The organism is Bradyrhizobium sp. I1.14.4, from assembly GCF_050435825.1.
Taxonomy (GTDB): Bacteria; Pseudomonadota; Alphaproteobacteria; order Rhizobiales; family Xanthobacteraceae; genus Bradyrhizobium.
Map to the genome: position 1 here is coordinate 74,528 of NZ_JBNDLA010000018.1, position 24,766 is coordinate 99,293.

The 24,766-nt window shown below is 64.4% G+C and carries 26 protein-coding genes; 20 read left to right on the plus strand and 6 right to left on the minus strand.

Annotated elements, in window-relative coordinates; translation table 11 throughout:
* Positions 1–271 precede the first annotated feature (271 nt).
* The gene (locus tag ABIB78_RS28040) at positions 272–1,198 is read right to left on the minus strand and encodes an alpha/beta fold hydrolase (RefSeq protein WP_429030220.1); all 927 of its coding nucleotides are present in this window, start codon (positions 1,196–1,198) and stop codon (positions 272–274) included.
* 171 nt (positions 1,199–1,369) lie between these two features.
* Here ABIB78_RS28040 and ABIB78_RS28045 point away from each other — a divergent pair, with 171 nt between their 5' ends.
* From ABIB78_RS28045 to ABIB78_RS28125, 17 genes are all read left to right on the plus strand, one after another.
* Complete coding sequence (locus ABIB78_RS28045) at positions 1,370–1,753, plus strand: hypothetical protein (protein WP_429030223.1); 384 nt, start codon at positions 1,370–1,372, stop codon at positions 1,751–1,753.
* Positions 1,750–2,832, plus strand: a complete 1,083-nt coding sequence (locus tag ABIB78_RS28050; protein WP_429030226.1) for a PHA/PHB synthase family protein — start codon at positions 1,750–1,752, stop codon at positions 2,830–2,832. The genes ABIB78_RS28045 and ABIB78_RS28050 overlap by 4 nt, the downstream gene beginning before the upstream one ends.
* Positions 2,833–2,858: 26 nt before the next feature.
* On the plus strand, positions 2,859–3,455 hold the full coding sequence (locus ABIB78_RS28055) for an N-acetyltransferase family protein (protein ID WP_429030228.1): 597 nt from the start codon (positions 2,859–2,861) through the stop codon (positions 3,453–3,455).
* A 181-nt stretch (positions 3,456–3,636) separates the two neighbouring features.
* Positions 3,637–4,113 carry a phasin gene (locus ABIB78_RS28060; RefSeq protein ID WP_429030230.1) on the plus strand — a complete coding sequence of 159 codons (477 nt, stop codon included), beginning with the start codon at positions 3,637–3,639 and terminating at the stop codon, positions 4,111–4,113.
* Between the two features lie 203 nt (positions 4,114–4,316).
* Positions 4,317–5,600, plus strand: a complete 1,284-nt coding sequence (locus tag ABIB78_RS28065; RefSeq protein ID WP_429030233.1) for a DUF445 domain-containing protein — start codon at positions 4,317–4,319, stop codon at positions 5,598–5,600.
* A 204-nt stretch (positions 5,601–5,804) separates the two neighbouring features.
* Positions 5,805–6,575 carry an esterase/lipase family protein gene (locus ABIB78_RS28070; RefSeq protein WP_429030236.1) on the plus strand — a complete coding sequence of 257 codons (771 nt, stop codon included), beginning with the start codon at positions 5,805–5,807 and terminating at the stop codon, positions 6,573–6,575.
* Between the two features lie 271 nt (positions 6,576–6,846).
* On the plus strand, positions 6,847–7,716 hold the full coding sequence (gene paaX / locus ABIB78_RS28075) for a phenylacetic acid degradation operon negative regulatory protein PaaX (RefSeq protein WP_429030237.1): 870 nt from the start codon (positions 6,847–6,849) through the stop codon (positions 7,714–7,716).
* A gap of 76 nt (positions 7,717–7,792) precedes the next feature.
* Entirely contained in the window at positions 7,793–8,785 is a 993-nt protein-coding gene (gene paaA, locus ABIB78_RS28080; protein WP_429030240.1) for a 1,2-phenylacetyl-CoA epoxidase subunit PaaA, read from the plus strand.
* Between the two features lie 12 nt (positions 8,786–8,797).
* A complete protein-coding gene (paaB, locus tag ABIB78_RS28085; RefSeq protein WP_429030242.1) occupies positions 8,798–9,085 on the plus strand; it encodes a 1,2-phenylacetyl-CoA epoxidase subunit PaaB in 288 nt (95 codons plus the stop codon).
* 146 nt (positions 9,086–9,231) lie between these two features.
* On the plus strand, positions 9,232–10,008 hold the full coding sequence (paaC, locus tag ABIB78_RS28090) for a 1,2-phenylacetyl-CoA epoxidase subunit PaaC (protein WP_429030245.1): 777 nt from the start codon (positions 9,232–9,234) through the stop codon (positions 10,006–10,008).
* Positions 10,002–10,505, plus strand: a complete 504-nt coding sequence (gene paaD, locus ABIB78_RS28095) for a 1,2-phenylacetyl-CoA epoxidase subunit PaaD (protein ID WP_429030248.1) — start codon at positions 10,002–10,004, stop codon at positions 10,503–10,505. The genes paaC and paaD overlap by 7 nt, the downstream gene beginning before the upstream one ends.
* 2 nt (positions 10,506–10,507) lie before the next feature.
* A complete protein-coding gene (gene paaE, locus ABIB78_RS28100) occupies positions 10,508–11,584 on the plus strand; it encodes a 1,2-phenylacetyl-CoA epoxidase subunit PaaE (protein ID WP_429030249.1) in 1,077 nt (358 codons plus the stop codon).
* A gap of 95 nt (positions 11,585–11,679) precedes the next feature.
* Positions 11,680–12,153, plus strand: coding sequence for a hydroxyphenylacetyl-CoA thioesterase PaaI (gene paaI / locus ABIB78_RS28105; RefSeq protein ID WP_429030251.1), 474 nt, complete (start codon positions 11,680–11,682; stop codon positions 12,151–12,153).
* A 16-nt stretch (positions 12,154–12,169) separates the two neighbouring features.
* Positions 12,170–13,501, plus strand: a complete 1,332-nt coding sequence (gene paaK / locus ABIB78_RS28110; protein ID WP_429030254.1) for a phenylacetate--CoA ligase PaaK — start codon at positions 12,170–12,172, stop codon at positions 13,499–13,501.
* Between the two features lie 35 nt (positions 13,502–13,536).
* Positions 13,537–14,967 (plus strand): indoleacetamide hydrolase, encoded by a 1,431-nt coding sequence (iaaH, locus tag ABIB78_RS28115; RefSeq protein WP_429030257.1) that lies wholly within the window; start codon positions 13,537–13,539, stop codon positions 14,965–14,967.
* A 123-nt stretch (positions 14,968–15,090) separates the two neighbouring features.
* Complete coding sequence (locus tag ABIB78_RS28120) at positions 15,091–16,101, plus strand: quinone oxidoreductase family protein (RefSeq protein ID WP_429030259.1); 1,011 nt, start codon at positions 15,091–15,093, stop codon at positions 16,099–16,101.
* Between the two features lie 142 nt (positions 16,102–16,243).
* Positions 16,244–17,299 carry a YeeE/YedE family protein gene (locus tag ABIB78_RS28125; RefSeq protein ID WP_429030262.1) on the plus strand — a complete coding sequence of 352 codons (1,056 nt, stop codon included), beginning with the start codon at positions 16,244–16,246 and terminating at the stop codon, positions 17,297–17,299.
* A 127-nt stretch (positions 17,300–17,426) separates the two neighbouring features.
* Here ABIB78_RS28125 and ABIB78_RS28130 read toward each other — a convergent pair whose 3' ends face one another.
* Complete coding sequence (locus ABIB78_RS28130; protein WP_429030264.1) at positions 17,427–18,164, minus strand: hypothetical protein; 738 nt, start codon at positions 18,162–18,164, stop codon at positions 17,427–17,429.
* Between the two features lie 210 nt (positions 18,165–18,374).
* Between ABIB78_RS28130 and ABIB78_RS28135 the strand changes: the two genes are divergently transcribed.
* Both ABIB78_RS28135 and ABIB78_RS28140 read left to right on the plus strand, forming a co-directional pair.
* Positions 18,375–18,617: a DUF6471 domain-containing protein gene (locus tag ABIB78_RS28135; RefSeq protein WP_429030267.1), complete on the plus strand. Its 243-nt coding sequence runs from the start codon at positions 18,375–18,377 to the stop codon at positions 18,615–18,617.
* A 7-nt stretch (positions 18,618–18,624) separates the two neighbouring features.
* Positions 18,625–18,789, plus strand: coding sequence for a hypothetical protein (locus tag ABIB78_RS28140; RefSeq protein ID WP_429030270.1), 165 nt, complete (start codon positions 18,625–18,627; stop codon positions 18,787–18,789).
* Between the two features lie 37 nt (positions 18,790–18,826).
* Here ABIB78_RS28140 and ABIB78_RS28145 read toward each other — a convergent pair whose 3' ends face one another.
* Positions 18,827–19,735 carry a DMT family transporter gene (locus tag ABIB78_RS28145; RefSeq protein ID WP_429030272.1) on the minus strand — a complete coding sequence of 303 codons (909 nt, stop codon included), beginning with the start codon at positions 19,733–19,735 and terminating at the stop codon, positions 18,827–18,829.
* 81 nt (positions 19,736–19,816) lie between these two features.
* Here ABIB78_RS28145 and ABIB78_RS28150 point away from each other — a divergent pair, with 81 nt between their 5' ends.
* Positions 19,817–21,274, plus strand: a complete 1,458-nt coding sequence (locus ABIB78_RS28150) for a PLP-dependent aminotransferase family protein (protein ID WP_429030274.1) — start codon at positions 19,817–19,819, stop codon at positions 21,272–21,274.
* Positions 21,275–21,484: 210 nt separating this feature from the next.
* On the opposite strand, the gene ABIB78_RS28155 is transcribed toward ABIB78_RS28150, so the two are convergent.
* Genes ABIB78_RS28155 through ABIB78_RS28165 form a run of 3 tightly spaced genes read right to left on the minus strand, consistent with a single transcriptional unit; the run spans position 21,485 to position 24,732 of the window.
* Positions 21,485–22,705 carry a bifunctional alpha/beta hydrolase/OsmC family protein gene (locus ABIB78_RS28155; protein WP_429030277.1) on the minus strand — a complete coding sequence of 407 codons (1,221 nt, stop codon included), beginning with the start codon at positions 22,703–22,705 and terminating at the stop codon, positions 21,485–21,487.
* Positions 22,706–22,733: 28 nt separating this feature from the next.
* Positions 22,734–23,396 (minus strand): sulfite oxidase-like oxidoreductase, encoded by a 663-nt coding sequence (locus tag ABIB78_RS28160; RefSeq protein WP_429030280.1) that lies wholly within the window; start codon positions 23,394–23,396, stop codon positions 22,734–22,736.
* 13 nt (positions 23,397–23,409) lie between these two features.
* Positions 23,410–24,732: an MFS transporter gene (locus ABIB78_RS28165; RefSeq protein ID WP_429030283.1), complete on the minus strand. Its 1,323-nt coding sequence runs from the start codon at positions 24,730–24,732 to the stop codon at positions 23,410–23,412.
* Positions 24,733–24,766 lie beyond the last annotated feature (34 nt).

Here is a 24,766-nt window from a genome sequence, read left to right on the forward strand (position 1 = left end):
TTCAGGACTGCTGCCGGAGACTGCAGCGCAGGCGATTAAAGCGAGTTTAACGGCGCGGACCTGGCTTGGCGTCGGCCACGTTTCGATTGCTTAAACTTGTAAAATTTTAGCTTTGGCTGCGCCTTAATGAGTCCGCGGCGAATGATACGAACTTCGGATTCGGGACATTAGAGCCCCACTCCGATTGAAGCGGAACGGGGCTCTGGATTCTTGTTTTGACGCTTTTCCTTGACGCGAACCGGTATCCAGTTCGCTGGAAAACGCTCCGGCCTCACGCCGCCTTTGCCGCTGCCCCGTGCGCGTGCTTGTCGATGGCGTCGATGATCTGCGGCCACATCGGGATCGGCAGTGCATGGCCCATGCCCTCGATCATCACGAGCTTTGCGCCCGGGATCGAGACCGCGGTGTCCTTGCCGCCTTCGGGATGCACCAGCGGATCGGCGGTGCCGTGGATCACCAGCGTCGGCGCCTTGACGCCGCGCAGCCGTTCCTTGCGGCTGCCGGAGGCGAGAATGGCGCGAAGCTGCCGGCCGACACCCTCGGGATTGAGGCCGCGCTCATAGGTGCGCCGCGCGCGTTCGGGATCCAGCGCCTCATCTTCAGGGAATGAGCCGTTGCGCAACACCTTCCAGGTCTGGCCGTAACGTGCGAAGTACTCCTCCTTGCTCTTCGGCGGCGGCGCCGTCAGCACCGCAGTCGCCTCGCGGGTCGCTCCCGGTATCTTTGGATTGCCAGTGGTCGACATGATCGAGGTCAGCGAACGCACGCGCTCGGGAAAGGTGATCGCAACCTCCTGCGCGATCATGCCGCCCATCGACGCCCCGACCAGATGCGCGGTGCGGAGGCCGAGCGCGTCCATCAGGCCGATCGTGTCCCGCGCCATGTCGATCAGGCGGTAGGGCGCCGCAACCGGGATCTTCAGGAACCGCAGCTTGAGCAGTTCAAGCGCGGTCAACCGCTTGCCGCCACTCAGGCGGGAGGACTTGCCGATATCCCTGTTGTCGAATCGGATCACGCGAAAGCCGCGCGCGGCGAGCTGGCGGCAGAACTCGTCGTCCCAATGGATCATCTGGGCGCCGAGGCCCATGATCAGCAGCAGCGGCTCGGCATTCGCATCGCCAAAAACCTCGTAGCAGATGTCGATGCCGTTGGCGCGGACGAGCTGCGGCGGCTGATGGGCGAGCGTGGTCACGGGCATCCCCTGCTGGTGTCGCGGTCAGAGACCTCTATGCCACGGATTGACGCAGCGCAGAAGAGCTTCGACGCGCTGGTCGCGCCGCGCTGTTGACCGATCTGCGGCAACAGTGTCGTATGGCGGAAACAGGCGGAAGCGCGGCAAGCGCTCGGATTTGGTGTGGAGGAGCGCCGCATGGCCGACAAGGGCAACGATCCTGCCGTGATCTGGCAGACGATGATTGGCGAGATGGAGAAGGGGTTCAACTCCTTCGGCAACCAGTTGATGACCTCGCCGGAATTTTCCAAGGTGATGAACCAGGCGGGCGGCGTGGCGGCCGGCGCACAGAAGCAGCTCGGCGAGCTGATGGAGAAATATCTGCTGGCGATGAACCTGCCGAGCCGCGCCCAGCTCGTCGGCATGGCCGAGCGCCTGCAGTCGATGGAGACCCAGCTCAACGAGATCAAGACGCTGCTGCAGCAGGTGCATCACAATTCGCTGGCACCGGACGACGGCCACGGCGCAACGCCGAGGCCGCCGCGCACCAAACGGCCGCCATCCGAGGGAGACAGCAAATGAATGCTCCCACCGGGTTTGATTTCGCCTCGATCTCCGAGCGGGTACAGTCCGAGGTGCAGCGCGCGATCCAGCGCAGCATCAAGGGCGTGGAGTACTTCTCGAGCTCCGGGCCCGAGCTCGGCTCGACGCCGAAGGACGTGATGTACTCGCGCGGCACCATGAACCTCTATCACTACCGGCCGCAGGCCGACGAAGTCTATCGCGTGCCGGTCCTGATCGTGATGGCGACCACCAACCGCGGCTACATCCTCGACCTCGTACCGGGCCAGAGCTTCATCGAGTTCCTGCTCAAGCGCGGCTTCGACGTCTACATGCTGGACTGGACCGCGCCGAAGCCCGAGGAGAAGTCGCTGCGGATGGAGGACTACGTCCTCGACTTCATTCCGGAATCGGTCCGCCGGGTGCAGCAGGATTCCGGCGAAAAGGACGTCTCCGTGATCGGCTATTGCTTCGGCGGCGTGCTGTCGCTGCTCTATGGCTCGATCTTCAGCGACGGGCCGATGAAGAACCTGATCTGCTTCACCACGCCGATCGATTTCCGCGAGATGAAGCTGTTCTCGAATTTCGCCGACCGCCGCTATTTCGACGTCGACCGCCTGATCGACAGCACCGGCAACATGCCGCCCGAACTGATCCTGCAATCGTTCGACATGTTACGGCCGGCCGCGCGCGTCGCCGGCCAGATCCAGTTGTGGGACAACATCTGGAACGACGAGTTCGTGAAGTCGTATCGGATGTTCGATCGCTGGGCGACCGACACGCTGCCGCTCGCCGGCGAATATTTTCGCGCCATCACCAAGGACCTGATGTGGGACAACAAGCTTTACAACGACACCATGACGGTCGGCGGCCGTGAGGCCAAGCTTGCCGACATCAAGGTGCCGATCCTGCACGCGGTCGCCGAGCACGACCACATCGTTCCCTATGATGCGGCAAAGCACCTCATCACCAAGATCGGCTCCGAGGACAAGGAGGAGGTGATGCTGAAAGGCGGTCACGTCTCGCTGGTCGCCGGTGCCAATGCAATCAAGCGGCTGTGGCCGAAACTGGACTCCTGGTTGAGCAAGAGATCGACCTAAGAAGGGTCGACCTGAGAGAGATCGACATGACCGAACAACGTTCCTATCCGCGCCACGTCAAGACCGAGGCCGGCGACATCGAGTTCCGCCTGATGAAGCGGGCCGACGAGGCCGCGGTGCTGGCCTTTGCGCAAAAGCTGCCGACGCATGATCTGCTGTTCCTGCCGCGCAACATCAGCCAGCCGAAGGTGCTGTCGGCCTGGATCAACGAGATCGAGCGCGGCGACATCACGAGCCTGCTCGCGATCAAGGACGGCAAGGCGGTCGGCTGCGGCACCCTGGTGCGCGATCCGCACTCCTGGTCGCCGCATGTCGGCGAGATCCGGATGGTGGTGTCGCTCGACGTGCGCGGGCAGGGCGTCGGCCGGGCGCTGTCGCAGGAGACCTTCGCCATCGCGCTCGGCGCTGGGCTGGAGAAGTTCTCGGTGCAGATGACGGTCGACCAGCGGGCGGCGATCGCGCTGTTCGAAAGCCTCGGCTTCAAGGCGGAGGCGCTGCTGCGCGACCACGTCCGCGATGTCGAGGGCAAGACCCATGACATCGTCGTGCTCGGGCACAACGTGGCTCAGGTTCGGGCACAGATGGAGGCATACGGGGTGTCCGACGCGGTAGGTAGTAATTAGGCACCTTTTTCTGCCGGTTCCTCAGGCAGTTTGCCGGATATTCATGCTGTTCACGGATTCGTGATATCGCGCTGCAGCATTGATGTTGCGATGCACCATGAATTGTGACACAACGACCTTGCCCCGGGCCAATCCGGACGGGGTGAGCCCATAGCTCAAATCTGAGGATGGAGAGACCCCAATGACCACCGAAACCAATTCCGTGCTGAACAGCGTCAAGGAAGCCTTCGCGCCCGTCACCGAGGCGTTCACCAAGCTCCAGAACCTGGAAGTTCCGGAGGCCGCCCGTGAGTTCGTGAAGAAGCAGGCCGAGGCCGCCAAGACCCGTGCCGCCGACGCCTATGCCGGCTCCGAGAAGGTGACCACCGTGATCGAGACCGCTGTTGCCGGTTCGGTGACCGAAGCCGCCAAGATCAGCCGCAAGATCCAGCAGGCGATTTACCAGGACGCCGAGGCGTTCTTCGCCGGCATCGACCAGCTCGCGTCCGCCAAGTCGCTGAGCGAAGCTGCCCAGATCCAGTCGGACATGGTCCGTGCGCGTGGCGAACTGTTCGTCTCGCGGGCGAAGGCCACCACCGAATATCTCGGGAAGCTCGTCACCGACGGTGCGAAGACTGCGCAGGACAACTTCGCCAAGGTCTACGGCAAGACCGCCTGATCGCGCTTGCACAGACCGACTGCCCTTTTCGAAGGCCCGCCATTTCGCGGGCCTTCTTTTTTGGGCGCACCGCTGTACATCTCCTCATGGTGAGGAGGCGCCCTTGCGCCGTCTCGAACCATGAGGCCACCATACGAGCCTCATCCTTCGAGACGCGCCTCGCGCTGCTCAGGATGAGGGTCGTCGATCAATCGAAGGTCCCCATGACCCTTCCCGCCACCCTGGTCGCAACGCCCGTCGATGCCGAACGCGCGGCCGAGCTGCGGCGCGTGAAGTGGCTGGCGACCAGCGTGCTGGCAGCGACCCTCGTCATCTTCGTCACGTCGAAGGCGCTGCTGCCGGTGCATCCGGTGTTCGGCTTCATCGCCGCATTTGCCGAGGCCGCGACCATCGGTGGGCTCGCCGACTGGTATGCCGTCGTCGCCCTGTTCAAGCGGCCGCTGGGGCTGCCGATCCCGCACACCGCGATCATCCAGAGTAATCAGGAACGCATCGCCGAGAAGCTCGGCGAATTCATCGAGAACAATTTTCTGGAATCCGGCCCTGTCGAGGCCAAGCTGCGCGAGATCGATTTCGGCAGCTTCATCGCCGACTGGCTGCGCGACCGCAAACGTTCGGAGGATCTCGCCCGCTTCGTGCTGCGGATGCTGCCCGAAGCATTCGCGGCGACCGAGAGCTCAGGGTTGATGCAGTTCATCAGCCGCCGCATCACGACGCAGGTGCTTTCGATCGATCTCGCGCCGCTTGCGGCCGGCGCGCTGCGCGGCTTCGTGCAGGAGGGCAAGCATGGCGGCCTGCTCGACGATATCCTGCGCGTACTGCACCAGACGCTGACACAGCAGGAAACCATGGCCGTGATCCGCGACAAAGTCCGCGCGGAGATGCCAACGCTCCTGAGGCTCTATCGTGCCGACAAGTTCGTGGTGAACCGGATCATCGCCTCGGCCACGAAATTCTTCGAGGAAGTGCGCAACGATCCGCAGCATCCGTTCCGCGGCGAGTTCGACCGCATGCTGTTGTCCTTTGTCGACCGGCTCGGCAGCGACAAGGCATTCGCCGATCGCATCGACGGGCTCAAGCGCGATTTGATGGCGCGACCGGAGCTGGCCAATCTCGGGCGCACGATCTGGGCCAACGTCAAGGACTTCATCGAGCGCAGCGCCTCTGGCGAGTCGCAGGTGTTGCAGCATCAGCTGGCGAGAATGTTCGTCGAGGCCGGCGACGCGCTCGACGGCGACGCCGAGCTGCGCGGCGAAATCAATCAGGGCCTGGTCGCGATCCTGCGCACCGTCGTCGCCGAGCAGAAGAGCGGCGTCTCGACCTTCATCGCCGACCAGATGAAGAGCTGGGACATGGACCAGTTGCTGCAGTTGATCGAGGTCAATGTCGGCAAGGACCTGCAATACATCCGCTTCAACGGCTCGCTGATCGGCGGGCTTGCCGGGCTGGCGCTTTACACGCTGGAATATGCGCTACGGCTGCTGTGACCGATTGGGCACGAACACCACATTAGTTGTGGCAAGTGTGATCTGGACCGCTTGCACCGAAGTGATCGGTTCCCTAGCTTTTCAAGACAGTTTGCTGCGTTGCGGAACGATTCCGCCGGGTTTGCGTCAACTCTATTGACCCATCCTGTTGATCCCATTGCCGGCAGCCGAGACGTCAGGGGCCGGGCCGGAAGAGGAGCTGAAATGTCCGTTGCTGCGCAGACGCTACGCCCGCCGTCCAGGACGCTGATGTTTCTGGAAGGCCGCGCCATTCATGAGCTCGGTGCCTTCCTTGGTGCCTTGCCGCTGCTGAGCCTCGCGCCGCGCGGCGATGGGCATCCGGTACTGGTGCTGCCCGGGCTGATTGCCTCGGACACGTCGACCCGGCCGCTGCGCGACTTCCTCAAGAGCAAGTGCTACGCCGTCAGCGGCTGGCGTCAGGGCCGCAACCTCGGGCTTCGCGCCGGCGTGCAGGACGGGATGGTCGATCTGCTGCAGGAGATGACTGAAACCAGCGGCCGCAAGGTCTCGGTGATCGGCTGGAGCCTCGGCGGCCTCTATGCGCGCCAGCTCGCCAAGATGATGCCGGAGCGCGTGCGTCAGGTGATCACGCTCGGCAGCCCGTTTGCCGCGGGCCCGAAGTCGACCAACGCCTGGCGCGTCTACGAGATGGCCAGCGGCCGCCGCGCCGACGAAGAGGATTCGCGTTTCGGCGGCTCGCTCGCCAGCTCGCCGCCGGTACCGACCACCGCGATCTTCAGCCGCACCGACGGTGTCTGCGCCTGGCAGGGTTGCCGCGAGCAGGCTTCGGCGATGACCGACAGCATCGAGGTCGAAAGCAGCCATTGCGGCATGGGCCATCATCCGGCCGTGGTCTACGCGGTCGCCGATCGCCTCGCGCAGAAGGAAGGCGAGTGGGCGCCGTTCGATCGCAGCGGCTGGCGCAGCTTCGTCTATCCGGATCCCAATCGGTAACGTGCCTTTCCTTACCTCGCCCCGCTTACGGGGAGAGGCACAGGCCGCCTACGGCGGCCGTCCTCAAGAACGCCGAAGCGGAGCTTCGGCTATGTCGCATGGAGCGAAGCGCAATGCGATCCGGGTGAGGGGGAGTCTCCGCGCACTCGCGCCTATCAAATTTGCTGAGGCAGCCCCTCACCCCAACCCTCTCCCTGCGAAGAGCGGGGTGAGGGAGAAGCTAGAGCGGTTGCATTGTCGTGAATCGACAAAACGCGCTATGCGTTGGGGCATGCCGCAGCCGCTTGCCCGCATCGTCGATCAGCTGAAGCGCGAGCCGTCACGCACGGGCTCGATCATCATCACCGTGTTCGGAGATTCCATCGTGCCGCGCGGCGGCTCGGTGTGGCTCGGCACGCTGCTGGAATTCTTCAAGTCGCTCGACATCGACGGCAACGTGGTGCGCACCGCGATGTCGCGGCTCGCCGCCGACGGCTGGCTCGAGCGCAACAAGGTCGGCCGCAACAGTTTCTATCGGTTGAATGCCAAGGGCCGGCAGACCTTCGATACCGCGACCAGGCACATCTATGATCCGCCGCCGTCGGACTGGACCGGCCGCTTCGAACTGCTGTTGATCGGCAATGCCGAGGATCGCGACGCCGCGCGCGAGGCGTTGAAGAATGCCGGCTTCGGCAGCCCGCTGCCGGGCGTGTGGGTCGCGCCGTCGGGTACGCCGATCCCCGATGAAGCGTCGCGCGCGATCCGTCTCGAAGTTTCCGCGGAGGACGACAGCGGACGCCGGCTGCTCAGCGAAAGCTGGCCGCTCGATCGCACCGCGGACGCCTATCTGAAGTTCATGAAGACGTTCGAGCCGCTGCACGGCTGGATCATCAGAGGCGAGAAGCTGACCGACGCCGACGCCTTCACCGCGCGGATCCTGCTGATCCATCACTACCGCCGGGTCGTGCTGCGCGACCCGCTGCTGCCGTATCAGCTGTTGCCGAAGGATTGGCCGGGCCGGGCAGCGCGAAAACTCTGCGGCGAGATCTATCGCGGGCTGCTTTCGTCGTCGGAACAATGGCTTGACGACCATGCAACCAATGAGGACGGGCCGCTGCCGAAGCCCAACGGGGCCGTGGCGCGCCGTTTTGAGGGTATTTGAACGTATTACAAAAATGTTTTGCATTTGGAAAATTATGTTATATATTCCTGCCTAACAACACACTGGGAGGTCGGCCATGTATACGCAGGCGCTCAACTCATCCGACGGCGACGATCGCGGCGTCGAGGATGTCGCCCGTGCCCGTCAGTTCCAGGGCCGCATCGATGCCGACGAGCGCATCGAGCCGAACGACTGGATGCCCGCCGCCTACCGCAAGACGCTGACCCGGCAGATTTCCCAGCACGCCCATTCCGAAATCGTCGGCATGCTGCCGGAAGGCAACTGGATCACCCGCGCGCCGTCGCTGCGCCGCAAGGCCGCGCTGCTTGCCAAGGTGCAGGACGAATGCGGCCACGGGCTCTATCTTTATGCTGCCGCCGAGACGCTCGGCACCTCGCGCGAAGAACTCGTCGACGCGATGCTCTCGGGCAAGGCGAAATATTCCTCGATCTTCAATTATCCGACCCTGACCTGGGCCGACATCGGCACCGTCGGCTGGCTGGTCGACGGCGCCGCGATCATGAACCAGATCCCGCTGTGCCGCTGCTCCTACGGCCCCTATGCACGCGCGATGATTCGCGTCTGCAAGGAAGAGTCGTTCCATCAGCGCCAGGGCTTCGAGATCATGGTGACGCTGTGCCGCGGCACCGCGGAGCAGAAGGCGATGGCGCAGAACGCGCTCGATCGCTGGTGGTGGCCGGTGCTGATGATGTTCGGCCCGCCGGACCAGGCGAGCCAGCACAGCGACACCTCGACCAAATGGAAGATCAAGCGCTTCTCCAACGATGAGCTGCGCCAGAAATTCATCGACGCCACCGTGCCGCAAGCCGAGTTCCTCGGGCTGACCATCCCCGATCCCGGCATGAAGCAGAACGAAAACGGCAATTGGGAGCACAGCCCGATCGATTGGGACGAGTTCAAGCAGGTGCTGGCCGGCAACGGCCCCTGCAACCGCGATCGTCTCGCCGCGCGCCGCAAGGCGCATGAGGAGGGCGCCTGGGTGCGCGAGGCTGCGATGGCCTATGCCGAGAAGCGCAAGAGCCGCCAGCTCGCGCAAGCCGCCGAATAAGGGAGCGCTGATATGGCTACGCCGAACGTTCCGCTCTGGGAAGTCTTCATCCGCAGCCGCAATGGCCTTGCGCACAAGCATGTCGGCTCGCTGCATGCGGCCGACGCGACGCTCGCCCTGCAGGCTGCCCGCGATATCTACACCCGCCGCGGCGAGGGGCTGTCGATCTGGGTGGTGCCGTCGAATGCGATCACCGCGTCCGATCCGTCCGAGAAGGGCATGATGTTCGAGCCGGCGGAAACCAAGATCTACCGCCACCCGACCTTCTACGACGTACCCGACGAAGTCGGGCATATGTGAATTTCTTTCTCCCCTCATGGTGAGGAGCGCGAAGCGCGTCTCGAACCATGAGGCCGGTGCACAGTGACCGCGGCCCATCCTTCGAGACGCGCCTTCGGCGCTCCTCAGGATGAGGTCTGAACAAGTGATGCAGGTGGGACAGTAGAATGGCAACCGCCAATATCGCAGTTTCCGAAACACCGCTGGTGCTCTACGCGCTGCGCCGCGCCGACGATGCGCTGATCCTCGGCCACCGGCTGTCCGAGTGGTGCGGCCATGCGCCCGCGCTTGAAGAGGACATGGCGCTCGCCAATATGGGACTCGACCTGCTCGGCCAGGCCCGCGAGCTCTACACCTACGCGGCCAAGGTCGAAGGCAAGAATAACGACGAAGACAAGTTCGCCTATCTCCGCGACGTCAGGCAGTACCGCAATCTGCTGCTGGTCGAGCAGCCGAACGGCGATTTTGCCCGTACCATGGTGCGGCAGTTCTTCTATGCGGCGTTCGCTGATCTCTACTGGCGCGCGATGATGGCATCCTCCGATCCGACGTTTGCCGCGATCGCGGCGAAGTCGGAGAAGGAGAGCGCCTATCATTTGCGGCATTCGTCGGAATGGATCGTCCGTCTCGGCGACGGCACCGAGGAGAGCCATCGCCGCGCGCAGGATGCGATCGACGATCTCTGGGCCTATACCGGCGAGATGTTTGCGGTCGACGACGGCGAGCGCGGCCTGATCGATGCCGGCATCGCGATTGATCCTGCGGCGCTGCAACCGCGCTGGCTGACGACGGTCACCGGCATCGTCAACGAGGCGACGCTGTCGCTGCCATCAGGCAACTGGATGCAGCAGGGCGGCCGCAGCGGCCGGCACAGCGAGCATCTCGGCCATCTCCTCAGCGAATTGCAGTCGATGCAGCGGACCTTTCCGGGGGCAACATGGTGATGGTTGCCAGCAGCGATGCCGATCTGCGCCGGCGCGCCTGGAGCGCGGCTGCGCAGGTGGTCGATCCCGAAATTCCGGTGCTGACCATCGCCGACCTCGGCGTGCTGCGCGATGTCGCGGTCCACGACGGCCATGTCGAGGTCGCGATCACGCCGACCTATTCGGGCTGTCCCGCGATGAACATGATCGCGCTCGAGATCGAGCTTGCGCTGGAGCGCGAGGGCATTCATGGACCGAAGGTCCGCACCGTGCTGTCACCGGCCTGGACCACCGACTGGATGAGCGAGGATGGCCGTCGCAAGCTCAGGGAATACGGCATCGCGCCGCCGCTGCCGGGCTCGTCGCGCCGCGCGCTGTTCGGCGCGCAGCAGGTGACGTGTCCGCAATGCGGGTCAGGCGATACCGAACTGCTGTCCGAATTCGGCTCGACCTCCTGCAAGGCGCTGTGGCGCTGCAGGAGCTGCCGTGAACCCTTCGATTACTTCAAGTGTCATTGACCATGTCGACCCCACGCTTCCACCGTCTGTCCGTCAGCGATCTGCGCCGCGAGGCCTCGGACGCCATCTCGATGACTTTTGCGATCCCTGACGATCTGCAAGACGACTACCGCTTCACGCCGGGCCAGTATCTGACGCTGCGCACCACGATGGACGGCGAAGAAGTCCGCCGTTCCTATTCGATCTGCTCCGGCCCCGACGACGGCGAGCTGCGCATCGCCGTGAAGAAGGTCGATGGCGGCGCATTCTCGAACTGGGCGGCCGACGAGTTGAAGGTCGGCGACGAACTCGACGTGATGACGCCGACCGGCCGTTTCGGCGTCGCGCACACACCCGGCGAGGCGCGGACCTATGTCGGCTTCGCCGCCGGCAGCGGCATCACGCCGATTCTCTCGATCGTCAAGGGCGTGCTGGCGCGCGAGCCGGACAGCCGTTTCTTCCTGTTCTACGGCAACCGCTCCACCGAGGGCGTGATGTTTCGCGAGGCGCTGGAGGAGCTGAAGGACCGCTTCATGCAGCGGCTCTCGGTATTCCACGTCATCTCGGGCGAGGAGCAGGATATCCCGATCCTGCACGGCCGGCTCGATGGCGAGAAGGTGCGGGTGCTGCTGCGCTCACTGGTGCCGGCCGCGACCGTCGATCATGTCTTCGTCTGCGGCCCGGCCGCAATGAGCGAGACGATCGAGGCGACCTGCCGCGAAATCGGCATCGCCGACGAGCGCATTCATGTCGAACGCTTCGTGTCGGAATTCGGCGGCAAGCCGCGGGCGAAGGTCGTCGTTGCCGCCGGCGCGCCGCCGAAGGCGATCGCCGGACTGATCATCGACGGCAAGCGCCGCGAGGTCCCGGTGGCTGACGGCGAGTCGATCCTCGACGCCGCGCTGCGCGCCGGCATGGACCTGCCGTTCGCCTGCAAGGGCGGGATGTGCTCGACCTGCCGCGCCAAGCTGGTCGAAGGCGAGGCACCGATGGATCTGAATTACTCGCTGGAGCCGTGGGAGCTGAAGGCGGGGTTCATCCTCACCTGCCAGGCCAAGCCGTGCTCCGGCAAGGTCGTGGTCGACTACGACCACGTCTAATTCTTTCTGCGCGTTGACACCCTCTGGTGTCGCGCCCAACACTGATGTGACACCAAGAGGCTCGTTGTAACGGGCCCGCGCTCAGGGAGTTCGATGTGAACGTGAAGGCCACGCTATCGCCCGAGGACATGACGCAGGAAGATTTGGCCCGCGCCTGCGCGGATGCGATGTGGAAGGAAGACGACGCCAGCAAGGGTCTCGGCATGGAGCTCGTCGAGATCAGGCCGGGGCAGGCGGTGATGGCGATGACGGTGCAGCCGCACATGGTCAACGGCCAGCGCATCTGCCATGGCGGTTACATCTTCACCCTCGCCGATTCAGCCTTCGCCTTTGCCTGCAACAGCCGCAACGATCGCGCGGTGGCGGCGCAGGGCAACGTCACTTTCATCCGGCCCGGCAAGCTCGGCGACCGTCTCGTTGCTACTGCGCACGAGATCTCGCGCAACGGCCGCTCGGGAATCTACGACGTGCGCGTCACCGCCGGCGATAGCGTGGTCGCCGAGTTTCGCGGACATTCGCGCGTGATACCCGGCAGCTGGCTGCCGGACACGGACATCAAGGCATCATGATTTCGGGAGACAAGTGATGGCGACGGCAAAGCTCAAGGTCAGGGACGGCGGCTACCACGCCGAGCTCGACGGTGCCGAACGCGCCTCGCGCGACGAGATCATGGCGCTGCAGACCAGGCGGCTCGCCTGGTCGCTGAAGCACGCCTACGACAATGTCGCGCACTACAAGAAGGCGTTCGACACCGCCGGTGTGCATCCGTCCGACTTCAAGCAGCTTTCAGATCTCGCCAGGTTTCCGTTCACGGTGAAGACCGATCTGCGCGACAACTATCCCTTCAACATGTTCGCGGTGCCGCGCGAACAGCTGGTGCGGGTCCATGCGTCCTCGGGCACGACCGGCAAGCCGATCGTGGTCGGCTATACCAGGGCCGACATCGACACCTGGGCGGACGTGATGGCGCGCTCGATCCGCGCCGCCGGCGGCCGCACCGGCATGCTGATGCACAATGCCTACGGTTATGGCCTGTTCACCGGTGGCCTCGGCGCGCATTACGGCGCCGAGCGGCTCGGCTGCACCGTGATCCCGATCTCCGGCGGCATGACCGAGCGGCAGGTGCAGCTCATCAACGATTTCAGGCCGGACATCATCACGGTGACGCCGAGCTACATGCTGGCGATCCTCGACGAATTCAAGCGGCAGGGGCTCGATCCGCGCAAATCGTCGCTGAAGTTCGGCATTTTCGGCGCCGAGCCCTGGACCAACGCGATGCGTGTCGAGATCGAGCAGGCCTTCGACATGGATGCCACCGACATTTACGGTCTGTCAGAGGTGATCGGCCCCGGCGTCGCGCAGGAATGCGTGGAGACCAAGGACGGCCTGCACATCTGGGAGGATCACTTCTATCCTGAAGTGATCGATCCCCTGACCGGCAAGGTGCTGCCCGACGGCGAGAAGGGCGAACTGGTGTTCACCTCGCTGACCAAGGAAGGCTTTCCGATCATCCGCTACCGCACCCGCGATCTGACGCGGCTGTTGCCCGGCACGGCGCGGCCCGGCATGCGGCGGATGGAGAAGGTGACCGGCCGCTCCGACGACATGATCATCCTGCGCGGCGTCAACGTGTTCCCGACCCAGATCGAGGAGGCCCTGCTGGCGACCGACTGGTGCGGCGGCCATTTCGTCATTGAGCTGACCCGCGAGGGCCGCATGGACGAAATGACGGTGCTCGCCGAAGCCCGGCCCGAGAGCTGGGACGGCGAGGGACTGACCGCGCACGCCGAGAAGGTCTCCACCTTCATCAAGAACACGATCGGCATCTCCACCCGCGTCCGCATCGTCGCGCCCGAGACACTGGAACGGTCGCTCGGCAAGGCGAAACGTGTTTACGACAAGCGGCCGAAAGCATAGCCTCTCGCCTGCAATCCAAGAGGGCGCAGGGGTCCATGGCCGATACCGATGAAGCAACCGCTGCGGAGATCGTGGCGGCGATCCGCGGCAGGAAGGTCACGGCGGTCAGCGTTGTCGAGGCGGCGCTCGATCGCGCGGAGCGGCTCAAGCACCTCAACGCCTTCATCGTGCTGAACCGCGACGGCGCGCTTGCGATGGCGCGCCAGGTCGATGCCGGGACGCGGACCGGCGTGCTGGCCGGGCTTCCCATCGTCGTGAAGGACAACATCAACACATCAGATCTGCCGACATCCGGCGGCACGCCGGCGCTGCAACACGCGCGGCCTGCGCGCAATGCGCCGTCGCTGCAAAAGCTGCTCGACGCGGGTGCTGTCGTCATCGGCAAGACCAATTTGCATGAGCTCGCTTTCGGCATCACCAGCACCAATCTCGCACCGTTCGCCGGACCGGTGAGGAATCCGTACGACACAAGCCGGATCCCGGGCGGCTCGTCGGGCGGAACGGCGGCGGCGATCGCGGCGCGTATCGCGCCCTGTGGCCTCGGATCGGACACCGGCGGCTCAACCCGCGTGCCCGCGGCGTTGACCGGGACCGTCGGCCTCAGGCCTTCGGTCGGCAATGGCGGCGCCGAGCGGCGCTATCACGACGACAATCAGGTCATTCCGATCAGCCATACCCGCGATACCGTCGGCCCGATGGGACGTACGGTCGCCGATGTCGCGCTGCTCGATGCCGTGATCACAGGCACGCCGCTGGCAACGAGCATTCCGCTACGTGGCGTGCGTCTCGGCATTCCCGCTTGCTTCTGGATCGGCCTCGATCGCGATGTCGAGGCCGTCGCCCGCGCAGCCTGCGCCCGGCTCACGGCGGCTGGTGCGGTGCTGGTCGATGCCGATATGCCCGATCTGTTCGAGCAGAACGGTAAGGTGTCCTTCGTGGTCGCGCTGCACGAACCGATCGCCGATATCCCGGCCTGGCTCGCCGCCTCCGGGATCGAAGGGATCACGCTGCCCGACATCGCGGCCGGCGTCGCCAGTCCCGACGTCGTCGGCGCTTTCGGCGCCATCACCGCGGACGCCTTCGGTGCTGCCTATGATGATGCGATCAAGGTGCAGCGGCCGGCACTGCAGGCGATCTATGCCGCATATATCAGGGACAACAAACTGGATGCCGTCCTGTTTCCGACCACGATCGCGCCCGCGCCGGTCATCGACGAAAAGAACGGGTCCGGCGAGATGTCGGTCAATGGAGGCGAGCCGACGCCGACCTTCGGCACCATGATCCGCAACACCGATCCCGGCAGCAATGCCGGCCTTCCCGGGTTGTCGCTCCATGCCGGCATGACGCCTGAGGGCCTGCCGGTTGGGCTCGAACTCGACGGTCCGGTCGGCAGCGATGCCAGGCTGCTCGGGCTCGGCCTGTCGATCGAAGCGATCCTGGGCACCGCCCCGCCGCCGACGCTCTGACTCCGCCGGCCGTAACAAGCCCCTTGAATTGATCGGTCAGTCGATTAGTCATGGCCTGAGGCCGCCCGGCGGCCACGATCCGCGCGCTTTGCGGCGCGCTTCTTGACCAAGACTGGAATGCTCATGCCGGCCCGGCAAGCAGATCGTCATCCTGTCGACGCCCGTTGTGTCCGCCTGCTGACGAAAGCGGAGAACGCGGCGGCGGTGGCGCCGGTGGTCGAGATCCATGCACTTTCGTGCGGGGATAACGACGTCCTGATCGAGGTGAAAGCCGCCGCGGTCAATCCGTCCGACGTCAAGGCCGCGACAGGGCTGATGCCCTATGCCGTGTTCCCGCGCACCTCCGGTCGCGACTACGCCGGCGTCGTGATCGACGGGCCGTCGGGCTTGGTCGGGCGCGCGGTGTTCGGCTCGTCCGGCGATCTCGGCATCCGCCGTGACGGCACCCATGCCACGCATCTGGTGGTCGAGCGTGATGCTGCGGTGGTAAAGCCCGCCGGCATCTCCTGGGACGAAGCCGCGGGGATCGGCGTGCCCTTCGTCACCGCAATGGAAGGCCTGCGCCGCGCCGGGCTGCCGAAGGCGGGCGAGACCGTGCTGGTGATGGGCGTCAACGGCAAGGTCGGCCAGGCCGCGGTGCAGATCGCTAGCTGGCGCGGTGCGCGTGTGATCGGCGTGGTGCGCAAGAGCGAACCTTATGAGGGCCACAGCAATTCGTCCGTCGAGGTGATCGATGCCTCCACCATCGACGTCGCTGCGCGGGTGCGCGAGCTGACCGGCGGAAAGGGCGCCGACATCGTCTACAACACGGTCGGCGATCCCTATTTCCAGGCTGCGCACAAGTCGCTGGCGCTGCGCGGCCGCCAGATCCTGATCGCGGCAGTCGACCGCATCGTGCAGTTCAACATCCTCGAATTCTACCGGGGCCAGCACACCTATGTCGGCATCGACACGCTCGCGCTGTCGTCGGTTGCGACCGGCGAGGTGTTGCGCGAGCTCGTGCCGGGCTTTGCCAGCGGCCATCTGAAGCCGTTCCCGATCAAGCCGAGTGCGATTTATCCGCTGGAACAGGCCAAGGCGGCGTTTGTTGCCGTGGCGGGCTCGTCGCGCGACCGCGTGATTTTGCGACCATGACCTACCGTCATTGCGAGGAGTGAACTGACGAAGCAATCCATTCTCTGTCGTGTGATAGTATGGATTGCTTCGCGGAGCCTGTCATCCGGCGGCGCTTCGCACCGACCGGTTGGCCCGCAATGACGAACTCTGAGGGACTTCCATGGACTCCGCCACGACAGTTATCCTCGCCGCCCTCATCATCGGCCTGATCTATGGTTCGGTCGGGCTGCTCAGCGGCTTCTGCATGATGAGCGGCCTGCGCGGCTGGTGGGCGGAGGGCGACGGCAGGCTGGCGCGCACCTATGCGCTGGCGATGGGGGTTGCGATCGCGGCCTCGCAGCTCCTGGCGGCGGCAGGCCTCGTCGATCTCGGCAAGTCGATCTATCTGCAACCATCATTCTCGGCGCCGGTGATGTTCCTCGGCGGGCTGTTGTTCGGCTACGGCATGGTGCTGTCGAACGGCTGCGGTTCGCGGGCCTTGGTGCTTCTCGGGCGCGGCAATCTACGTTCCTTCGTGGTCGTGATCGTGCTCGGCATTTTCGCTGAGATGACGCTGAAGGGCCTGATCGCACCGGCGCGGATCGCGATGGTGCAGGCTTCGCAGGCCACCGTCGCCACCAATTCGGTGCCGGCGCTGTTGGCAAGCATCGGTCTCGGCGCGGTGCCGGCGCGAACGGTCGCGGCCTCGGCGCTATCAGCCGTCCTGATCATCTTCGCCTTTGCCCATGCGCCATTCCGAAAATCATTCGGCCAGATCGCAGCGGGCCTGATCGTCGGCCTGCTGGTGGCGGGAGGCTGGTACGCGACCGGCTATCTCGGCGTCGACGATTTCAATCCGGTGCCGGTGACGTCGCTCACCTTCATCGCGCCGATCGCCGACGCCCTGCAATATGTGATGTTGTCGACCGGCTCGACGCTCAATTTCGGCATCGTCACCGTGTTCGGCGTGTTCGCCGGCAGCCTGATCACGGCGATCGCCACCGGGCGCTTCAAGCTCGAAGGCTATCGGTCGCCGCAGCACATGCTGCGCTCGGCAAGCGGCGCCGCGCTGATGGGCGCCGGCGGCGTGATGGCGTTCGGCTGCTCGGTCGGGCAGGGGCTGACCGGACTGTCGACGCTGTCGCTGTCGTCGTTCATCGCGATCGCCGGCATCATGCTCGGCACCGGCGCCGGCCTGCGTGGCGCGCTGCGGGTCCGGCCGCTTGCGACGGCTTGAAGTTAAGCGGTATTATGGCGCAAACGCCACAAGCCTAACGGCCGAAGCCCCGTTCGTACCTAGCACCGTTCATCTCAGGACAATGAACGATGCCTGGCTATAACGTCGAGCGGCTTACGCCGCTCTCCTATGTCATGAAATTATGTTCTGGACCGCCGGCGGCGGAAGTGTCGTTGATTTTGGCGTCATAGGTCACGCAAATGCCAGTGTCATACCAGTTGTCGGCGGCGTCCCGGTAAGAGATCACTGCCACGAAGTACAGCTTGGCTGCTCCGGTTTTGACCCTCTCAAGCTCCTCTGCGGTCTTTCCCCGAATGGGCCATTGAAGAACCTTGCCTTTACCATGCCCGGGTAGCACCCAGTGAACCCCTTGCTCGTGTTCTTTGAGGGGGATGAACTGCCGCGGTGGTTCGTCTTGGATATAGAAGTCGCCCTGCGCGACTCCCACAAAGGCCAACGACCGACCATGATTGACGATATGGACTTCCAAGTCAGCCAACGCGCCGCTACGGTTCGTGCGCGGATCAATGACTACATAGGGACGCTCAAGCGTTCTGAGCGCGACTTCGGAGGATTTGGCAGCTACCCACAGTTGGCGAGTAGAAACCCAAAGCCCAGCAGTCGATAGGGCCAAGATGCCGGTGAATCCAACGAGCCAAAGGGTGAAGTAGGCTACGGGATCGTCAGCCGCCTTTTCCCAAAACCCGTTCTTCTTTTCCTTTTCGGCGGTAAGTTCGTTAGATTGATGATTGTCGGCTGTGCGCTGTTGTGGGGGAGAATATCGCACTCCCCAAACAAAGCTCCCACCCAGCGCAAAGCCCATAACAGCCGCAACCAGCGGCCAGACTAACCAGCGCGGAACCACGCCCCCTCCAATCCCAAAATCTCTTTCAATATTAGCTGTTGGCGTTCTGAGACCGCAATGCAGCCAAGAGCGAATTCTGCACTTCTTTCGTCGGTCTGCCGTGCCTTGCCGCATCCTATCGAATGTGATAGCTAACGGATATGATCGGCTTGACGCCAAGTCAAGGCGGGCTATCATATTTGTTAGCTCACGAAATCGATAGGGAATGCCATGGTCCTACCCAAGGCGGAAGAGGAATGGGGCCAGCGAGCCAGCGCCTTCCTCAAGGCGGAAATGAAGAAGGCCAACGTGACCTATGCGGACTTGGTCAAGCGGCTGAAGAAGCATGGCCTCAAAGACGAGACAGAGGCTGGGATCACTATGAAGCTCAAGCGTGGATCGTTTACAGCGATCTTCTTTCTTGCGTGCGTTGCAGCGCTAGAGCTTGAACAGGTGGTTTTAGAGGAGATTTAAGAAGGCAATGCGGACGCTTGGAATTTGGTTCTTTGGATTGATTGCCGGAGCCATGATTGGTGGCATGGTCGCTCACTATTTCTACGGACGCGACATGGATGTTTTCGGCGGTCTTACTGGCATGGCTGTCTTTGCTTGCGCCCGTCTTTGGCTGGCGTCCCCAACGAAATGAAATAAGGCTTGTGGCGTTTGCGCCATTATTACCGAAATTAAGCCCGCGACGGCGCATCCGCGAGTGAGCTCAGCGCAATTCCGCCGACGATCAGGGCCGCGGCAATCGCCAGCGAGAGGTCGATCGGCTCGCCGAGCAGCAATGCTGCGGTCACGATGCCGACGAGCGGCGTTGCGGTGGTGCCGAGCGAGGTCGTCAGCGCCGGCAGGCTCTTGTTGACCATCGACATCGCCCAATAGGCCAGCGCCGTGCCGATGAAGCCGGAATAGAGGAACAGCAGCACGAGGTGTGGCGACCATGTCACCGCGGGCACGCCCTCGGTGACCAGCGCCGTCATGGTCAGCACCACCGTCGCGACCAGCACCTGCCACAGCAACAGCTGCAGCGGCGTCGCGATCCAGCGGTGCGAGCGGAGATAGATGATGTTCGCGGCCCAGCAAATCGCCGCAATGATGATCATGCCGGCGCCGGCGATGACATGCAGATTGCTCCAGTCCAGCGATGCCGGGTTGAGGATCACGCAGAGGCCGGCGAGCCCCAACGCGACACCGGCAAGCTTGAGCGCGCCGAGCCGCTCGGTTCGCGCTGTGCCTGCCGCAAGCGCGACCCAGAGCGGCGTGGTGTAGCCGAGCACGACGCCCTTGCTGGCCGGCAGATAGCGCAGGCCGGCGGCGACCAGTGTCGAGAAGAACGTCATGTGCAGCAGTGCGACGCTGAGCACGACAGGGACATCGGCGATCCCTGGAATGATCAAATTGCCGCTAGCGCGCAGGATCACCAGCAGGGCGATCAGGGCGACCCAGCTGCGGATCGATGCGGTCCACAGCGGCGGCACCGCCTCGACCAGCGATTTCGTCACCGACCAGTTGATGCCCCAGGCCAGCACCACGACGATGAACAAGGCGGCGGCTTTGGCAGGGGAGAGCGATGGGTTCACGGGCGGCATCCTTGCAGGCGATACCGCTTGTGAATAGGATCGTACTGGCTCTCTAGAAAGAGCCAGATTTGACAGATCGAAGGAGCCAGATTGATCCTCGCCGAATTGCTCGCGCTCAAGCGTGCCGATGATGCCGGGCTGACCGCACAGCTCACGCAGCAGCTGCGTGCGCTGATGGCAAGCGGCCGGATCAGGAGCGGGGCCATGCTGCCGTCGAGCCGCACGCTCGCCACTGAACTCGACGTGTCGCGCAACACGGTCACGCATGCTTACGAACAGCTCGCGGCCGAGGGGTATCTACGCATCGCCGCGCGGCGGCGGCCAGTCGTCACCGACGATATCGAGGCGCGGTTCGCCAGGGCGGTGCCGGCCCCGCGGCGGGATGCCGCCCGCAAGCCGCAGCTGTCGCCCTGGGCCTTGCAGCTCTCCGACACGGATTGGCCGCTGTCCTACCAGGCCGATTTCCGGCCGCTTCGTCCCGGTCTTGCGGATGCGCGCGAATTTCCGCACGAGATCTGGGCGCGCTGTCTGCGCCGTAGCGCGCTGCGCCGTCGCTTCAATGACCAGACCGTGATCAACCGGCCGAGCCTGCGCGAAGCCTTGCGCGATTACCTCGAAATCAACAGAGGCGTGCGCGCCGACGCCGATCAGATCCTGATCCTGCCGACGGCGCAGGCGGCGCTGACGCTGATCGCTGCGACCACCATCATGACCGGTGATGCGGTGTGGACCGAGGATCCCGGATATCCCGGTGCCGCGGCGGCGTTTCGCGCGGCCGGCGCCGATGTCGTCGGCGTCAGGCTGGATCAATGGGGCATGATGCGGATGCGCGAAGCGCGCGCGCCAAAGCTCATCTTCACGACGCCCTCGCATCAGCACCCGACCGGGCGGGTGATGCCGGTTGCGCGCCGTACCGAGCTGTTGGCGGCGGCCGAGCCCGGCAAGACCTGGATCGTCGAGGACGATTACGACGGCGAGTTTCACTATGACAGCCGCCCGATGCCGGCCCTGCAAGGGCTCGATCGTGAGGGGCGCGTGCTCTATCTCGGCACCTTCGCCAAGGCGATGACCGCCGATATCCGCATCGGCTATCTGGTGGTGCCGCCGTCACTGGCGCGGACGCTGGAGATCGCGCAGCGGCATCTCGGGCTGATCGCCTCCGTGCACGTCCAGGAGGCGCTGGCCGGCTTCATGGCCGACGGGCACTTCCTGGCGCATGTCAGGCGGATGCGGCGGATCTATCGCGCGCGCCGCGACCACCTCGCAGCGGCGCTGGCGCGGCAGCTCGAGCCGGTGCTCACGGCCGAGGTCCCGCCGGGCGGCATGCAGCTGATCGCCCGTTTCAAGGATGGCGCCGCGGACCGGAGCACCGTAACGCGGCTGGTTACCGCCGGCGTCGAGGTGCGCGCGCTGTCGAGCCTCGCGCTGGAGCGGCCGCGCGACCATGGCCTGTTGCTCGGCTTCGCCGCCTGGCGCGAGAACGAGATCGGCGCCGCGGTCCGGATCATGGCGAACTGCCTGGTCGGCAAGCGCGCCGCGCGCGGGTAGATTAGCGTTCGCTCGATTTCGGAATAATGGAAAAATATCCCTGAGTTGCCCGACGTGTCAAGTAGCCTTGTCGAACGCCGGCGGCTGCCGGCTACTTTGCATGGGGTTGTTTTCGATATTTTTCAGCGCGCCCCCTGCGACGGCCCGCAAGCGGGAGGCGGATGTAGCTGACATGCTGCTACGGCTCGGCCCAACCCCTGCGTCGCAGGCTCACTCCGCGGCCTTGGTGACGATCCGCACCTCCGACGTCAGCGTCTTGTGCACCGGGCATTTGTCGGCGATCTCCATCAGCCGCTTGCGCTGGTCGGCATCGAGTTCGCCCTCGATCCTGATGACGCGGTCGATCTGGTCGAGCATGCCCTCGCGCGTCTCGCATTCCTCGCAATCTTTTGCATAAATCTTGTTGTGCTGGAGCGTTACGGTGATGCGATCGACCGGCAGCGACTTGCGGTCGGCATACATTCGCATCGTCATCGAGGTGCAGGCCCCGAGCCCGGCCAGCAGGAAGTCGTAGGGACCGGGGCCGGAATCCTGGCCGCCGACCGCAGCCGGCTCGTCGGCCAGCATGTGATGCGGACCCGTCGTGACGGTCTGCTGGAATTTGCTGGCGCGGGTCTCCTGCACCACGACGTTGCGCGGCGCGCTGCCGGTGTCGGCCGCGGGCTGCGGCGCGAGGTCGATGTAGCGTTCGGCCCAGGTGCCGATCACGTCGGCGACATAGGCCGCGTCCTGCTTGCCGCTCAGGAGATGGTCCGCGCCCGCGAGCGAGACGAAGCTCTTCGGGTGCTTGGCCGCGATGAAGATGTTTGTGGCGTTGTCGATGCCGACGGTGTCGTCGGTCGGCGAGTGCATGACCAGCAGCGCCTTGTGCAGCTTGGTCACCTGCGCCATCAGGTTCTGCTCGGCGACATCGTCGAGGAATTCGCGCTTGATGCGGAACGGGCGGCCGGCGAGCGACACTTCGCCTTCACCCTGCGCGCGGATGTCCTCGATCCGATCCTTGAAAAAGTGCGTGACATGGGCGGGATCGGAGGGCGCAGCGATGGTGACGACCGCCTTCGCCTCGGGAATCTGACCTGCGGCTGCAAGGATCGCGGCGCCACCCAGGCTGTGGCCGATCAGGATCGTCGGCGCCTTGTGGGTCTCGCGCAGATGGTCGGCGGCGCGAACGAGGTCGGCGACGTTCGACGAGAACGTCGAATTGGCGAAATCGCCCTCGCTGGAGCCGAGGCCGGTGAAGTCGAACCGCAGCGTCGCAATACCCTTGGCGGCGAGGGCGACCGCGATGCGCTTGGCCGCCAGCACGTCCTTGCCGCAGGTGAAGCAGTGCGCGAACAGCGCATAGGCCTTGATCGGCCCGTCCGGCGTATCAAGTGCGGCGGCAAGCTGATGGCCGCCCACACCAGTGAATTGAAAGCGTTCGTGCGGCACGGGCAGGCTCCATCATCTCGTTGGTTTGTCAGTCGCCAGAATAGCGCTGTTCGGCCCAGGGATCACCGCGATTATGATAACCGCGCACCTCCCAGAAGCCCGGCGCATCCTCGGTGAGAAATTCGATGCGCTGCAGCCATTTGGCGCTCTTCCAGAAATAGAGATGCGGCACCACGAGCCGCACCGGGCCGCCATGCTCCAGCTCCAGCGGCTTGCCCGACCAGCTATGGGCGAGCAGCGCGTCCTCGGCAGCAAAATCCTCGAGCGGCAGATTCGTCGTATAGCCGTCATAGGAATGCAGCGCGACGAAGCGCGCGCCTTCGCGGGGCTGGCAGGCGGCGAGCAGGTCGCGGGTCGCGAGCCCCTCCCACTGATTGTCGTAGCGCGACCAGGTCGTGACGCAGTGAATGTCGGAGACGAACTGCGTCTGCGGCTGCGCCATGAACTGCGGCCAGCTCCAGTAGATGGTCTGCTCGACTGCGCCGTAGACGTCGAGCCGCCAGCGCTCCTGCGAAATATCAGGCATCAGCCCGAGGTCGAGCACCGGCCAGTCCGCCGTCAGGTGCTGGCCCGGCGGCAGGCGCTGTTCGTCGGGCCGGGTGACCTTGCCGGTGAGGAATTTGCCCTCGCGCGCCCAGCGCTGCTTGCTGCGCGTCAGCTTGCTCTCGGGCGGTTCGGGCTCGTCGGTCATGGGCGTCGTGCCATCAATCGTGGCGATGCATCGCGGATTCGTGCTTGGTGTCGCGCATCGTCGCATAGATCAATAGCGACAGGAAAATCATGCCGCTGAGATAATAGTAGAACCAATCCTCATGCCCGATGCTCTTGAAATAGAGCGCGACCGCCGGCGCGGTGCCGCCGAAGATCGACACCGTGATGGCGTAGGGCAGGCCGACGCCCAGCGCGCGGACATTGGTCGGGAACAGCTCGGCCTTTACGATCGCGTTGATCGAGGTGTAGCCGGCGACAAAGATCCAGGCGCCGCAGATCAAGAGGAAGGCCATGAAGGGCGACTTGGCCTCCTTTAGTGCCGTCAGGATCGGGATCGTGGAGATCGTGCCGACGACGCCGAAGAAGATCAGCAGCGGCTTGCGGCCGATGCGGTCGGAGAGCCCGCCATAGATCGGTTGCAGGATGGTCGCAAAGATCAGCGAGCCGAAGATCACGAAAGTGGTCTGGTCCTCGGTGAGGCCGACCGACAGCTTGACGAAGGTCTGCATGTAGGTGGTGAAGGTGTAGAACGCCGCGGTGCCGCCGGCGGTCAGGCCGACCACCAGCAGCAATTCGCGGGGATAGTTCAACAGGCCGACGATCGAGCCGGTCGGCTTGGAAACCCTCTTGGCTTCGACGAAGGCCTCGGTCTCATGCAGGCCGCGCCGCATCACCGCTGCGAAGATCGCGAGCATGGCGCCGATCACGAACGGGATCCGCCAGCCCCAGGCCTTCAACTCATCCGGCGTCAAAAACACCTTCTGCAGCAACAGCAGCACGATGATCGCGGTGAGCTGGCCGCCGATCAGCGTGACGTATTGGAAGCTGGAGTAGAAGCCGCGGTGCTTGGCATCGGCGACCTCGCTGAGATAGGTGGCGCTGGCGCCATATTCGCCGCCGAGGCTCAAGCCCTCGATGATGCGTGCCAGCGCCAGGATCGCCGGGGCCGCGATGCCGATGGTGGCATAGGTCGGCGTCACCGCGATGATCAGCGAACCGAAGCACATGCAGACGACCGACAGCGTCAGCGACAGCCGGCGGCCGTAGCGGTCGGCGATGAAGCCGAACAGCCAGCCGCCGAGCGGGCGCATCAGGAAGGTCGCGGCAAATAGCACGGCCGCATTGAGCTGCTGCACCACCGGATCGCTGTGCGGAAAGAACGCCGGCGCGAAATACAGCGCGAACGCCGTGTAGGCGTAGAAATCATACCACTCGACGAGATTGCCGACCGAGCCGATGAAGATCGCCTTCACCCGCCGCTCGACGTCGTGGATGTCGAGGTGATCGCTCGCGGATTGAGCGGTTTGATCGGTCATAGGCTAGCCTCCCGGACTCGTCGGTTCGATTCCG

Bases quoted from the DNA above. Each gene is read 5' to 3' on its own strand.
- ABIB78_RS28040 (WP_429030220.1), bottom strand. From the start codon at position 1,198: ATGCCCGTGACCACGCTCGCCCATCAGCCGCCGCAGCTCGTCCGCGCC.
- ABIB78_RS28045 (WP_429030223.1), top strand. From the start codon at position 1,370: ATGGCCGACAAGGGCAACGATCCTGCCGTGATCTGGCAGACGATGATT.
- ABIB78_RS28050 (WP_429030226.1), top strand. From the start codon at position 1,750: ATGAATGCTCCCACCGGGTTTGATTTCGCCTCGATCTCCGAGCGGGTA.
- ABIB78_RS28055 (WP_429030228.1), top strand. From the start codon at position 2,859: ATGACCGAACAACGTTCCTATCCGCGCCACGTCAAGACCGAGGCCGGC.
- ABIB78_RS28060 (WP_429030230.1), top strand. From the start codon at position 3,637: ATGACCACCGAAACCAATTCCGTGCTGAACAGCGTCAAGGAAGCCTTC.
- ABIB78_RS28065 (WP_429030233.1), top strand. From the start codon at position 4,317: ATGACCCTTCCCGCCACCCTGGTCGCAACGCCCGTCGATGCCGAACGC.
- ABIB78_RS28070 (WP_429030236.1), top strand. From the start codon at position 5,805: ATGTCCGTTGCTGCGCAGACGCTACGCCCGCCGTCCAGGACGCTGATG.
- paaX (WP_429030237.1), top strand. From the start codon at position 6,847: ATGCCGCAGCCGCTTGCCCGCATCGTCGATCAGCTGAAGCGCGAGCCG.
- paaA (WP_429030240.1), top strand. From the start codon at position 7,793: ATGTATACGCAGGCGCTCAACTCATCCGACGGCGACGATCGCGGCGTC.
- paaB (WP_429030242.1), top strand. From the start codon at position 8,798: ATGGCTACGCCGAACGTTCCGCTCTGGGAAGTCTTCATCCGCAGCCGC.
- paaC (WP_429030245.1), top strand. From the start codon at position 9,232: ATGGCAACCGCCAATATCGCAGTTTCCGAAACACCGCTGGTGCTCTAC.
- paaD (WP_429030248.1), top strand. From the start codon at position 10,002: ATGGTGATGGTTGCCAGCAGCGATGCCGATCTGCGCCGGCGCGCCTGG.
- paaE (WP_429030249.1), top strand. From the start codon at position 10,508: ATGTCGACCCCACGCTTCCACCGTCTGTCCGTCAGCGATCTGCGCCGC.
- paaK (WP_429030254.1), top strand. From the start codon at position 12,170: ATGGCGACGGCAAAGCTCAAGGTCAGGGACGGCGGCTACCACGCCGAG.
- iaaH (WP_429030257.1), top strand. From the start codon at position 13,537: ATGGCCGATACCGATGAAGCAACCGCTGCGGAGATCGTGGCGGCGATC.
- ABIB78_RS28120 (WP_429030259.1), top strand. From the start codon at position 15,091: ATGCCGGCCCGGCAAGCAGATCGTCATCCTGTCGACGCCCGTTGTGTC.
- ABIB78_RS28125 (WP_429030262.1), top strand. From the start codon at position 16,244: ATGGACTCCGCCACGACAGTTATCCTCGCCGCCCTCATCATCGGCCTG.
- ABIB78_RS28135 (WP_429030267.1), top strand. From the start codon at position 18,375: ATGGTCCTACCCAAGGCGGAAGAGGAATGGGGCCAGCGAGCCAGCGCC.
- ABIB78_RS28140 (WP_429030270.1), top strand. From the start codon at position 18,625: ATGCGGACGCTTGGAATTTGGTTCTTTGGATTGATTGCCGGAGCCATG.
- ABIB78_RS28145 (WP_429030272.1), bottom strand. From the start codon at position 19,735: ATGCCGCCCGTGAACCCATCGCTCTCCCCTGCCAAAGCCGCCGCCTTG.
- ABIB78_RS28160 (WP_429030280.1), bottom strand. From the start codon at position 23,396: ATGACCGACGAGCCCGAACCGCCCGAGAGCAAGCTGACGCGCAGCAAG.
- ABIB78_RS28165 (WP_429030283.1), bottom strand. From the start codon at position 24,732: ATGACCGATCAAACCGCTCAATCCGCGAGCGATCACCTCGACATCCAC.